The organism is Vibrio sp. 2017_1457_13 (assembly GCF_030851525.1).
Taxonomy (GTDB): Bacteria; Pseudomonadota; Gammaproteobacteria; order Enterobacterales; family Vibrionaceae; genus Vibrio; species Vibrio metschnikovii.
In genome coordinates, this window is the sequence record NZ_VHTA01000005.1 from 263,156 (window position 1) to 275,857 (window position 12,702).

Here is a 12,702-nt window from a genome sequence, read left to right on the forward strand (position 1 = left end):
ACTGCTCTGGTGGTTGGTCTAACATCCGGGAGTCTGCTGGCTTTATGCTTGTAACTCGGTTAAAACGTGTTGTAATGATGGTCGAATATGATGGCCAAGTGCACGGATGCTATCGTTAGGTTCGACGAGATCTGGGATTTGAAACGTATGCATCTTAGCAGCGATGGCCGAGCGTACGCCATTATTGGAATCTTCAAAGGCTAAGCATTGTTGAGGATCTACCGACAGTCGTTGGGCTGCCAAAAGGTAGATTTCAGGATCAGGTTTACCATTGACAACTTCACAACCCGTAGTGAGGGAATCAAAATAGTGATCAAGTTTGGCTAAGCGTAATTTAATGGTAGCGACTTCTTTTTGCGTTGACGTGGCGACAGCAGTAGGAATATTGTGTTGCTTCAGCCATTCCAGTAACTCAATGACCCCTTCTTTGACGGGAATTGGGTGATGTTTAACGACCGCGTCGTAGCCTTTGCGCCATTCTTTGTGCAACCGTGGATAATCAAGATCGGGACCATAGCCTGCTTTTAAACCTTGCTCAATTCCAGCGGCGTTGCAGCCAATCACAGAGAGGTAGACTTCGCGCAGAAAAGGAACACCTACCGTCTGGCATGCTTGTTCAAATACTCTTAAACACACGCGTTCGGTATCAAGCAGTAGGCCATCCATATCAAAAATAGCAGCATTATAATTCATAAAAAACCTTTGGGCAGAGTGAAAGAATGATCATTATCTTTATGTGATAGTAAACGTTGATATCGCCTTACTAATTGAAGTGACGCTATGAACAAATCCAAGTCTATCTCTGTGATTTTTGGTTATATAAATCATCTAATTAGCCGAGATAGTTTATAACACTTGAGTTATGATAGATAACGATCCATTTTTCAGTATCATCGTCAGTCGCTCTAAGCTGAACAACAGCTCTGAGTTATTATTTGGCAATCTTTGGTAGGGTAAACAACATTGAAGTCAATATCAATCAAGCAGTGGATGCCTGGGTTATATCAGCTTAAGCAGTATGAAAAAGTGTGGTTGTTGGATGATGTTCGTGCCGCCTTTTCAGTGGTGGCAGTCGCACTACCTGTCGCGATTGCTTACGCTCAATTGACAGGGGTATCGGCGATTGTTGGCCTTTATTCCTGCGTACTACCGATGATGGTGTATGCGTTGTTTGGTACTTCTCGACAACTAATTGTGGGGCCTGATGCGGCGACGTGCGCGGTAGTGGCCGCTGTAGTTACACCTCTAGCCGCTGGCGATCCGACTAAACACTGGCAGTTGGTCATTACCATGACGGCGATGACCGGTTTTTGGTGCTTAATTGCGAGTCGCTTTCGTTTAGGTCTTTTTGCTGATTTCTTATCTCGCCCTATCTTACTTGGGCTACTCAATGGCGTAGCATTAACCATTATTGTTGGGCAGCTAGGTAAAGTCTTCGGCATTAAATATGAGCAGCGTTATCTATTAGAAAGAATCATTGAAGCTCCCCACCGTTTATTGGATTTACACTGGCAAACGGTGTTGATCAGCGGAATAACGTTACTCGTTTATTGGTTATCGAAACGCTTTCGACCTGCGTGGCCTGCGGCAATGTTAGCCATCGTGGTTGCGGCTATTTTGGTATGGTTCACTAAACTTGATCGTTATGGGGTAAGTGTTGTTGGGGTTATCGAAGGTGGCCTACCGATTTTTCAAGCGCCAGCATTTAATATTGGTATTACTCGAGAACTGGTTGTGCCTGCACTTAACTTAGCTGTAGTGAGTTTTGTGAGCATGATGCTGACCGCACGCAGTTTTGCGGCGAAAAATGGTTATGATATTAATCCGGATAAAGAGTTTCGAGCGCTTGGTTTAGCAAATTTAGCGTCGGCTTTTTCACAAGGTTTTGCGATTAGTGGGGCGGACTCGCGTACGGCCGTGAACGATGCTAATGGCGGAAAATCGCAATTAGTCTCAATCATTGCTGCTGTAGTGATTGGTTTTGTGGCGATTTTTCTTTACCAACCACTGCAATATATTCCGAGTGCGGCATTAGGAGTCGTCTTGATCATTGCTTCAATGTCATTACTGGATCTCAAAGGGGTTTGGGGATTAAGAAAACGCAATCGTGATGCCTTCTATCTCTCGTCGATTACGTTGATCGCGGTGCTGGTCGTAGGGGTAATTCCTGGTATTACGCTTGCCGTCTTATTAGGATTATTCCAATTTTTACGTGTGGTGATGCGCCCGAGCGATCAGTGCTTAGGTTTGGATGAAGACGGTACAATTCGTACCATGGATGAATCCAGTAAAGCGTCTGCCATTCCTGGTCTTTTGTTGTATCGTTTTAATTCACCATTAACCTATTTTAATGCGCCGTATTTTAAAGCACGTTTATTAGAAAAGATTGATCAAAATCCAGATGAGTTGAGCTGTGTGGTGATTGATGCCGTAGCGAGTTTTACTCATTTGGATTTAAGTGTGATGGCGGTACTGGCTGAAACGCAGACTTTACTCAAGAAACGTGGTATTCGTTTAATTCTTGCCGGACGCAAGCGCAGTTTACGCCAATGGTGTGAAGCTGCGGGAGTCCCTGTTGGAGACGGTGGGCTGGTGTTGCGTGCGGATATGTATTTGGCGATTAAATTGACGGGTTGTTATCAACATGCCGTTGAAGAAGGTCAAATTCCAACCGTACAGAAAGAACCTAATCCAGACGATCCACCTAAGCCTATTCCTGAGGTCGCTTAAATAATTAGGCCCGCGATTATGCGGGCCTAAATTTTTGCTTAGAAGCCTTTAATATTTTCAGCTTCTAGCTCAGTAAAGTATTTGACCGTTTTGACCTTAAGCTCTTGAGTCGCGGGAGCATCACAGACAATCACCGCTTTAGGGTGCAATTGTAGCGCTGATACGGTCCACATATGATTCACACAACCCTCAACCGCGGCTTGTAAGGCGAGTGCTTTATTGTGTCCAGTAACAAGGATCATCACTTCTTCAGCATCTAATAATGTCCCCACGCCAATGGTTAAAGCGTATTTTGGTACTTGTGAAATATCGCCGTCAAAGAAGCGAGAGTTAGCAATGCGAGTATCTTCAGTTAGGGTTTTTATGCGAGTACGTGAAGAGAGTGATGACGCAGGTTCGTTAAAAGCAATATGTCCGTCATTACCCACGCCACCCATAAACAGATTAATTTTACCGTAAGATTTAATTTTATCTTCGTAGCGTTTGCATTCCAGCTCATGGTCGTCAGTATTGCCGTCTAACAAATTAATATTTTGTGGCTGAATATCGATATGGTTGAAGAAATTATTGTACATAAAAGAGTGGTAGGACTCTGGGTGATCTTCAGCAATACCAATGTACTCGTCCATATTAAACGTCACGACATGTTTAAAGCTGACCTCGCCAGCTTGATACAACGCAATCAGTGCTTTGTAAGTGGCTAGCGGCGTGCCTCCGGTTGGCAGCCCAAGTACAAAAGGGCGGTCGGCCGTCGGTTTGAAAGCATTGATACGTTTTGCAATATGTGCCGCAGCCCACTTACCTACCTGTGCCGCTTGTTGTAATGGAATTAATCTCATCAGTTACCCCTAATTATATTTATTGATCCCTGGCGACTTAAAGTTGTTATGGTATGAGGTCTGGCCCACCCATTTCTTTCAGTGCTATGGATACGGTGCTAATTACATTAATTTTCATTATAAAATAAGTTGTTGGTAACGGCTATGCTTTGGGTCAAACTTTTTTGTTTTAGGGAGATGGATTGCTTTTTATCAGCCAATGAATGCCTTTGTCATCGACTAACATGAAGCGTCTGGGTTGATTTTATTGAATGATAAAAAGAAAAAATTCACGGAGTGAATTAAGTCTTGTCACTTTATCTATCGTTCTAGCCGAAATGGTAATGTTGATATTTAGAGCGAATGAGTGGCGAGAAATCATCTCACTATCCATACTAAATAGGAGAGCACTCAAGGGAGCTACTGCAATGAAAAATGAACTTGAATCAAGCAAAATACTGCACGCTTACGAAAAAGTAATGGAACACGGGACACCGACAGAGTTTGGTAAAATTTATGAAGGCATAGAGGCCTTTTCTGATTACGATGGATACACTGTGTATCTGCGAGGCAATGGTGTTGAACTCAAAGTGGGTTTCCATAATACGTATCATTTGGATTACGACCAAGAGCATTTACGCGACAGTTTTCTGAAAAAAATTGCGCTATTGGCTAAATAGGTCTGTTTTCTCAAGCCACTTGCCGCTTACCTGCAACTCCAAGTAGTCTGGGTATATGATGCGATAATGTGGATAGAATCTGGGTGAGGTAGAGTATTGATCCCTTACTGGCTGTTATTGATAGAAAAAACAAAGCCCCGAACCAAAATAGACTAGGGGCTTTGGGAGAAAGATTCATTCGGTTAAAAAACCAATCACTAATGTAGCGTTTGAGCCATCAAGTGCAAGGCATTGACCGCCGAGCTGTGACTTAACGCCCACTACGGGGTTAATTTGATGAGCGGTCTACTATGCCCCGTAATGATTAATCTTCTTCAACCAAGCTTGGTTCATCATCAGTATAATCATCGGACGCATCGGGTTTGTTGCGTCCATTTAGGGTATGGAAGCGTTTACGACCGCGTGATAGACGCACATACTTCATCCAAACTCGCTCGATCTTACTGCTCGCCAGTTCTGGGTTAGCTAGCACTTCAACAAAATGCTGTTCTTCAGCGTTTTCTGGGCTTAGCTCACCGGATTCAAGGCCAAGCATAGTATCTCCGTAAAGGATCAGCAGTTCTTCTTCACCTAAAGTGAAATCACCAGACTTGGCAAAACCGCGGGGAAATTTTTTGGTATCGTAAAAACGTTTTTTACCGTGACGAAAGACTGTTTCAGACATATCAACCTCGTGTGAATACGCGGAGTACTTAAAGGTATTTTTGGCTCAATGTTCCAGTGATACGGCGTATCTCTGAGGCCATTTAGGTACACCACTACTTAGCTGTGGATTACGGCGAAAGTTAGGCGCAAACTCTGGAAAAGAAAAACAAAAATTTTTTATCGTCATAATTGTCGTTCCTTGTTAATCTTCACCAGTCATAGCAGAGGATTCAATAATGGACGTAAAAGTCTTTCGTACTTTTCTTGAACTGGCTAAAGTTCGTCATTTTGGACGGGCAGCGGAAAATCTTTATTTGACTCAAGCTGCCGTTAGCGCTCGAATCAAACAGTTAGAAAATTATTTTGACGCGCAGCTGTTTAGCCGCGATCGAAACAACATTAAATTGACGTCAGCTGGTGAACGTTTGGTCGGTTATGCAGAGGTCATGGTCGCAACGTTACAGCAAGCTAAGCTTGAGCTCTCTTTAGAGAGCGGTAAGGCGCTACAGCTCACGTTAGGCGGAACACCCAACATATGGGATGCGTACTTGCAAAACTGTCTAAGCGCGGTGACTGATGCGTTCAGTGGTTATGGCTTTAAAGCTGAGGTGATGGGGAGAGAGCAACTGAACCGTCAGTTACTTGAACGCACGCTGGATATGGCGTTTGCCTTTGATCAAATTAAAGCCGATGAGCTGCAATGCAAGAAAGTCGCCGACTTGGTGTTAGTGCTTGTTTCAACTCGACCAGATACTGCTGATAGCGTTTTTGAGAATCGTTATGTTTATGTTGACTGGGGAATGCGTTTTGCTTCCGAGCATGCCGATAGGCATCCTCGAGCACCTGCGCCATTCTTACGGACTTCGACGGCGCGTATTGCTTTAGATTTTATTTTAGAGAAAGGAGGGAGTGCTTATTTACCCGCATCGGTGGTTGCTCCCTTCATCCAATCGGGACAACTGTATCGAGTGGCTGCCGTTGCCGATTGGTATTGGCCAATTTACCTGAGCTATCGAAAAAATAGTTCATCCATCGACGCCATTGTACAGGTTGAAAAATTAGTGCAAAACATCGATCCGTTGACGGCGTACAGTTTGCAAAAAGCGGCTGAATTGAACGCGACAAAAACGGACGTTGATTAGAGGCGACGATTGAAAATTCTTGAGGGTTACTGAACGACATTGAGAGTCGAGTGTGATGGTGATGGTTGAGATGAGGAAAAGTAAAAAGGGTAAGTTTTACTTACCCTTTTTACTGAATCGAACAACTTACTTGGTGTAAGACTGAGCAATATTATCGATGCGCTCGTTCGCGCGTGCTGCTTCTTCTTGTGCAGCGAGGGCTGCATCAGTTAGCGAGGCATTTTCACTTTTCAGTGCTGCAATTTGACTATTGAGTTGACTGACTTGGTTGTTTAACTGATCTAGCTTAGTCGTGGTTGCTTCGTCAGGACCTGATGCACAACCGGCTAGGAGAAGTACAGAAGACGCTGCAGCGGCAAGTAACATTTTGTTCATATTGAACTCCTTGTTGATATTTATCAAATACGCCCTATACATTATTGTTCACTTGACCCTGGCGATCCGTTGCTACTTGAGGTTAGCGTGGTGTTGGCTCCACAAGCTGGCCCATGCTAATGGGGTTTACTTATCTTGCCATCGACCTGCCACTTCATGTGCTCCGGAGAGGCATTGACCAACCGCCTAGGTGTATACCATATAGTAGCGAGTTAAAGTGTAGACACTATTTTCACTCACGACTATAGATTAAAAGTCAAAATAACCCAAAATTTTATACCTTAATCAATTGTTTGGGCTTTGCCTCAATGTTTTATGACTTTGGTATTGTTTAAAACAGAGAATATTTTATGGGATTGCTATCTATAGCGGTCACATTCAAGTTATTATGTCACTTGATACCCAGTCGTTACTTGACGCTATAATCAGAGGTTGGAAGCCGCATTCACTTTATCACAGAGCCTATATGTAGGCGGATTGAAGGAAGCGTCATTTCGTTAACTGTCGTTGCAAGTGATTTGGTATACTACGTTTGATATTTTGTTGACTGCCTACTTTTCAGGCGGCGTTATTTTTATTGGAGAATCCTTTGCAGTTTAAAGAATTAGGCCTAGACAATCGCTTATTAAAAACATTAGCACATTATGACTTTAAGCAAGCGACCGATATCCAGCGACAAGCTATTCCTGTTGCGATGGCAGGTAAAGATTTATTGGCTTCGTCCAAAACGGGTTCGGGGAAAACGTTAGCCTTCTTGCTTCCAATGCTGCATAAAGCGCTAAAAACCAAAGCGTTATCTGCACGTGACCCTCGTGGTGTTATCTTGGTCCCTACTCGTGAGTTAGCAAAACAAGTCTACAGTGAATTGCGTTCGGCATTAGCGGGATTAAGCTACACGGCAACCTTGATCACCGGAGGGGAAAACTTCAATGATCAAGTGAATGCCTTGCGTCGAGGTCCTAAGTTTATTGTTGCTACGCCGGGACGTTTAGCGGATCACCTTGAACATCGCTCTCTTTTCTTACAAGGGTTAGATACGCTGATTCTTGATGAAGCGGATCGGATGTTGGATCTCGGTTTTGCACCACAGTTACGGCATATCCACAATGCTGCTAAACATCGTCGCCGACAAACATTGATGTTTTCTGCCACGTTGGATCACGCAGAAATGAACACCATTGCGCATGAGATGTTGAAAGAGCCTAAACGGATTGCGATTGGTTTAGGCAATGAACAGCATAAAGACATTCGCCAGCGTTTCTATTTGTGTGACCATCTGGATCATAAAGAAGCATTACTGGATCGCATCTTAAACGATGCTGAGTATCGACAAGTGATCATTTTCACAGCGACTCGCGCAGATACGGAACGTTTAACTAATAAGCTAAATGAGCAAAATTTAAAAGTTGTTGCCCTCAGTGGTAGCCTCACTCAGACTCAACGTAATACGATTATGAGTCAATTTGAACGTGCGGTATTTAAGATCTTAGTTACCACCGATATTGCTTCTCGAGGATTGGATATTGCCAACGTCACGCATGTGATTAACTTTGATATGCCGAAACATACGGAAGAGTATGTGCACCGCGTGGGTCGTACGGGGCGTGCCGGTAATCAAGGTGATGCCATTTCTTTGGTTGGTCCTAAAGATTGGGACAGCTTTAAAAGAGTGGAAGCCTTTTTACAGCAAGATATTCAATTTGAAGTGTTAGAAGGTCTGCAAGGTAAGTTTACAGGCTTACGTCCTCGTCAGCCTCTGAATAAAGCAACGGTTTCAACAGGTAAAGTGAAAAAACAGGTTAAAAAGCTGCCCCAAAAACCAGTGAAACGTGATAAAAGTTTTTATCAGAATGTGGCGGTGGGTGATTCAGTATTTATCCCGAAAAAGAAAACAGCGCCTAAGCCTGATGACGAGTAATGCTATTCATCTTCCTTCAGTTGCATTAGCCAGTAAGCAATAAGTTAAATTGGAAGGGGATAAAATAAAAAGCGCCATCATGAAATGGCGCTTTTTGTTATCTAAAATGACTGTGCTAGCTTAGAAAATTAAGTGAGCAACGCCGACAATAACCGGTAGTGTGATAAGAGTCCGGAGAATAAAGATCACAAATAACTCAAGGATATTAACCGGAATTCGGCTACCGAGTAATAATGCACCGACTTCAGACATATAAATAAGCTGAGTGACTGACATTGCTGCGATGACAAAACGAGTCATTTCGTTATCGATTGACGCTGCCAAAATTGCAGGGATAAACATATCTGCAAAACCAACCACAATCGTTTGTGAGGCTTGTACGGCTTCTGGTACCCCTAAAAACTCTAGATAAGGAACGAAAGGTTGGCCAAGAATCGCAAAGACAGAAGTATATTCAGCGATGATCAAAGCTATCGTACCTAAACCCATCACGACCGGTAAGACGCCAAATACCATATCAACCGCATTACGGATGCCTTCGCCAAACACCGATTTTACGGATTTCACTTGCGCGGCTTTCTCTAATGCGAGTGACATACCCCAAGAGAAAGCACTGTGCTGTTCTGGAATAGCATCGGCATCTTTATGTGGTTTAGTCCCATCAATAAACTCATCTTTCTTCAAACTCAGTGGTGGCAGGCGAGGGATAATCACCGCGGCAACAAAACCAGCCAAGCAAATCGCACCGTAGAAAGGCAAAAAGAGGTGTTCTAATTGTACTTGCGCGAGTACCACTAAACTAAAAGTGATCGAGACAGCAGAGAAAGTGGTTCCGACGACCGCGGCTTCACGTTGAGTATAGAATTTATCTTCATACTGTTTGCTGGTCAGCAAGATGCCGACACTGCCATCACCAAGCCAAGAAGCGGTACAGTCAATGGCACTGCGTCCAGGTAGGTTAAACAAAGGGCGCATGACACGGCTGAGTAAACTTCCCATCAGTTCCAATAAACCAAAGTTTAATAGTAGTGGAAGCAGTAAACCGGCAAAAATGAACACCGAGAATAAAGTGGGTAGTAAACCTTCTAAGACTAATCCACCCGTGTTCTCTTCCCAAATCAGTTCTGGACCGACTTTAAAAAAGGTCATGATGATGGCTGCACCGCCAATAACACGAACCGTCAGCCATACCCAGCTTGGATTGAATAAATTGTTGAGGAAAGGGGAATTAACAATCACACGAGGCTTAAAGAGTTTAGTTGCCACTGAAGCGATGGACATAAAAGCGACAATGACCGTGATAATACTGACTAAGTAATCACCGAACAGGGCTTGTATCGATTTGGCTAACACGGCGACAGGGATTGTCAATCCACCATTATAGTAAACGGGTGCCATAAACAGGAACACCCCAATTAATGATGGGATGAGGAACATCCATAGACTGGCAGCAGGGAGAGTTTTCTCCTGCGCTGGTAAAGTTTGAGAGTTATCTTGCATTACTTTTCCTGTTTACAACTGTTTAATTAAAGCCATTCCTTGGCATATTAATTCACTAAACATCCCTATTTAATCAATATGCGCAGAATAACTATTTTCAACCCTGCTTGCAATACTATTCAATAAATAGGGTTAGTTATTCAATCGTTTGCGCTAATCAAAAAACAGATAGCAGCGAATTGTTTTGTTATTGTTGCATTGGTTAAATTATTGTTTAAGTGGGCGGTGTTGTTTTTGTGAGTTATAGCACTGTTTTGTAGGAGTGGAAGGGAGTTAAGAAAGCCCTTATTGTTGTTCGTTTTTCATATGGTATTGAAAAACAACAAGAAATAAGGGCTGTTATGGTTGGCGTAATTTAAAGTAGAGAATTCGAGATGCGATTTAATTAACCGTAGGCTGAATCTGTTTTGCTAAGCTATCTTTTAATGCGTCTGAAAATGTAGCATAAAGATTCTGCTCACCAATTAATTCCGTTATCCCTGAACGATGCAATTTTAGTGTCACGCGAGAGTTCGCTCCTGAGATCAGCACTTGGACCTGTTTTTTCTGGAAGCGTTTGATCATCGCTTCTAGCGTTTGCAACGCAGTGATATCCATAAAAGGTACCCATTTTAAACGAATGATTAAAATACGTGGTGTTTCTTGGATATTACTCATCACATGTTCGAAGTTTTCTGCAGCAGCGAAGAAAAATGGCCCTTCTAGAGCATACACGGCAATATCACGTGGTAATTGAGACAATCCATGCTCTGCAAGTTCTTGAGTTAAATCTGGGCTTGTACTGGCTTTAATTTCGACACTGGAGGCCATGCGTTTGACAAAATGTAAGGTCGCGATGATGACCCCAATATTGACAGCGACCACTAAATCGGCGAATACGGTCAATACAAAAGTGATCAGCAAAATAACCACATCTGCCTTTGGAGCGCGTTTTATTAATTTAATAAAATGTGGTGCTTCACTCATATTCCAAGCCACGACAAATAAAATGGCACTTAACGTTGCTAGGGGAATATTGACGGCCAGTGGCGCTAAGACTAATAGAATCACTACAAGAGTCAGAGCGTGGACGATTCCGGATAACGGGCTATTGCCGCCATTACGCACATTGGTGGCGGTACGAGCGATAGCGCCTGTTGCTGCAATACCCCCAAATAGTGGGGCGATGATATTCGCCATGCCTTGGCCGACTAACTCTTGGTTGGAGTTATGTTTGGTGCCGGTCATGCCATCGGCGACGACAGCAGAGAGTAGTGACTCAATAGCGCCAAGCATAGCGATAGCAAAAGCAGGACCAATCAGTGATAGCATTTGACTAAACGTAATGCTTGGCATTGAGAATTCCGGCAAGCCTTGCGGAATACCACCGAAAGCAGAACCAATGGTGCGCACGTCATCAAAACCAATCGTATATTGAAATACAGTGACAACGACTAAAGCCAATAGTGGTCCAGGAACCTTACTTAACTTCGGAAGTTTTGGTCCCCAAATAACCAACGCAAGTGAAAATAGGGCGAGCAGGGTGGTCGTTACATCTAGGCTGGGCAAGGCATAAAAAAGCGCAATAAGTTTTTGATGGAAATGTTCTCCGGTAATTGCCGGTAAACCAAAAAACTCTTGCCACTGTCCAATCCAAATGATGACCCCAATACCACTGGTAAAGCCCACAATGACCGGATGAGGAATGTAGCGAATAATACTCCCCAGTTTAGCAAGACCAAGAACGAGTAATATCACACCAGCCATCATGGTCGCGATTTGTAGGCCAGTAATGCCATATTGAGCGACGATGCTGGCTAAAATAACAATGAATGCGCCTGTTGGACCGGCGATTTGTACTCGCGAACCACCGAACAAAGAGACAATCAACCCAGCAATGATTGCCGTATAAATGCCCTGCTCAGGTTTGACCCCTGAGGCGATGGCGAATGCCATGGCTAAAGGTAGGGCAACCACACCAACAATCACACCGGCACTGATATTTTTTATCCACTGGTTGGGCTTGAATAAGCCAGCTTTATAAGAGTCATAAATGGCAAACATTGATCATCACCTTAGAAAAAGAAGGGAGAAATAGGGACGCGGAGGATTCTACGCTCATTTACCCTCCTGTAAAGATTGAAACGGGTAGGCTCGGTGTGAATGGTTCACGTTGTTTGGGGATAGTAGTTGAGCATGTATGCAAGCGCGCTTATAATCTCTTCAGTTGTTCAAAATTGATACAAAATAGAAATGGAGTTTGTCATGATCAATAAACGTTTTTTTAAAACTAAGAATGAAGTGGAAGTTACTTTTGAACTTGAGGCCCCTCAAGATGCTGAGCGCGTAGATATTGTCGCTGATTTTTTAGATTGGCAGCCTCAAGCTATGAAAAAAACCGCAAAATCCAATGTGTATAAATTTAAAGCTCGTTTGCCTAAGGATGCAGAATTCCAATTTCGTTACCGACTGAATGAGCAGCAATGGCTCAATGATGCACAGGCGGATCATTATGTTGCCAATGAATTTGGCGAGGATAACTGTCTTGTCCGTACTTATGAGCCAGCCTCTCATTAATTCATGTTTATAGCGGTTTGCTCTTAAGTCAACATACCTAATAGTTGCTTAAGCTTTTGCAGAGGATTTCATAAGATTGTTGTTACGTTAATGATAGTGTCAATGAGATGCATAACTTAGCGTAACAACGATTTTTCATCGAAAGAAAACAGTGATAAATCGAGCGTTGTTATCATCATCTGGAGATTTCCTTTTTCTGAGTCTTGCTTTTTTTCTGTCGATTAATTCAACTTTAATCAATAACTTTTCATAAATAAGCACACTTTTACTGATTATTTACCATACAAAAGGTGACTTTTTGTCGAGAAAGTCTTACTCTTTTGTCTCTTTTAACAGTA

General features: G+C 43.1%; 11 protein-coding genes. 5 read left to right on the forward strand and 6 right to left on the reverse strand.

Annotated elements, in window-relative coordinates:
• Positions 1–42: 42 nt before the first annotated feature.
• Positions 43–693 (reverse strand): HAD family phosphatase, encoded by a 651-nt coding sequence (locus FKN88_RS08760; RefSeq protein ID WP_158137084.1) that lies wholly within the window; start codon positions 691–693, stop codon positions 43–45.
• A gap of 297 nt (positions 694–990) precedes the next feature.
• Between FKN88_RS08760 and FKN88_RS08765 the strand changes: the two genes are divergently transcribed.
• A complete protein-coding gene (locus tag FKN88_RS08765) occupies positions 991–2,730 on the forward strand; it encodes a SulP family inorganic anion transporter (RefSeq protein ID WP_158137418.1) in 1,740 nt (579 codons plus the stop codon).
• Positions 2,731–2,768: 38 nt separating this feature from the next.
• On the opposite strand, the gene nagB is transcribed toward FKN88_RS08765, so the two are convergent.
• Entirely contained in the window at positions 2,769–3,569 is an 801-nt protein-coding gene (gene nagB / locus FKN88_RS08770; protein ID WP_004396974.1) for a glucosamine-6-phosphate deaminase, read from the reverse strand.
• A 407-nt stretch (positions 3,570–3,976) separates the two neighbouring features.
• Between nagB and FKN88_RS08775 the strand changes: the two genes are divergently transcribed.
• Positions 3,977–4,228 (forward strand): DUF3081 domain-containing protein, encoded by a 252-nt coding sequence (locus tag FKN88_RS08775; protein ID WP_004396975.1) that lies wholly within the window; start codon positions 3,977–3,979, stop codon positions 4,226–4,228.
• A gap of 304 nt (positions 4,229–4,532) precedes the next feature.
• Here FKN88_RS08775 and FKN88_RS08780 read toward each other — a convergent pair whose 3' ends face one another.
• Positions 4,533–4,892 (reverse strand): DUF413 domain-containing protein, encoded by a 360-nt coding sequence (locus FKN88_RS08780; protein ID WP_154170916.1) that lies wholly within the window; start codon positions 4,890–4,892, stop codon positions 4,533–4,535.
• Positions 4,893–5,109: 217 nt separating this feature from the next.
• Here FKN88_RS08780 and FKN88_RS08785 point away from each other — a divergent pair, with 217 nt between their 5' ends.
• The gene (locus FKN88_RS08785) at positions 5,110–6,015 is read left to right on the forward strand and encodes a LysR family transcriptional regulator (protein ID WP_158137083.1); all 906 of its coding nucleotides are present in this window, start codon (positions 5,110–5,112) and stop codon (positions 6,013–6,015) included.
• Between the two features lie 126 nt (positions 6,016–6,141).
• Here the strand turns inward: FKN88_RS08785 and FKN88_RS08790 are convergent, their stop codons facing one another.
• Positions 6,142–6,390, reverse strand: a complete 249-nt coding sequence (locus tag FKN88_RS08790) for an Lpp/OprI family alanine-zipper lipoprotein (RefSeq protein ID WP_004396978.1) — start codon at positions 6,388–6,390, stop codon at positions 6,142–6,144.
• 577 nt (positions 6,391–6,967) lie between these two features.
• Between FKN88_RS08790 and FKN88_RS08795 the strand changes: the two genes are divergently transcribed.
• Positions 6,968–8,308: a DEAD/DEAH box helicase gene (locus tag FKN88_RS08795; RefSeq protein ID WP_158145144.1), complete on the forward strand. Its 1,341-nt coding sequence runs from the start codon at positions 6,968–6,970 to the stop codon at positions 8,306–8,308.
• Positions 8,309–8,428: 120 nt separating this feature from the next.
• Here FKN88_RS08795 and FKN88_RS08800 read toward each other — a convergent pair whose 3' ends face one another.
• Complete coding sequence (locus FKN88_RS08800) at positions 8,429–9,808, reverse strand: YjiH family protein (RefSeq protein WP_158137081.1); 1,380 nt, start codon at positions 9,806–9,808, stop codon at positions 8,429–8,431.
• A 381-nt stretch (positions 9,809–10,189) separates the two neighbouring features.
• Positions 10,190–11,851 carry a SulP family inorganic anion transporter gene (locus tag FKN88_RS08805; protein WP_158137080.1) on the reverse strand — a complete coding sequence of 554 codons (1,662 nt, stop codon included), beginning with the start codon at positions 11,849–11,851 and terminating at the stop codon, positions 10,190–10,192.
• Between the two features lie 201 nt (positions 11,852–12,052).
• Between FKN88_RS08805 and FKN88_RS08810 the strand changes: the two genes are divergently transcribed.
• A complete protein-coding gene (locus FKN88_RS08810; protein ID WP_170904391.1) occupies positions 12,053–12,364 on the forward strand; it encodes an isoamylase early set domain-containing protein in 312 nt (103 codons plus the stop codon).
• The last annotated feature ends 338 nt before the right edge of the window (positions 12,365–12,702 follow it).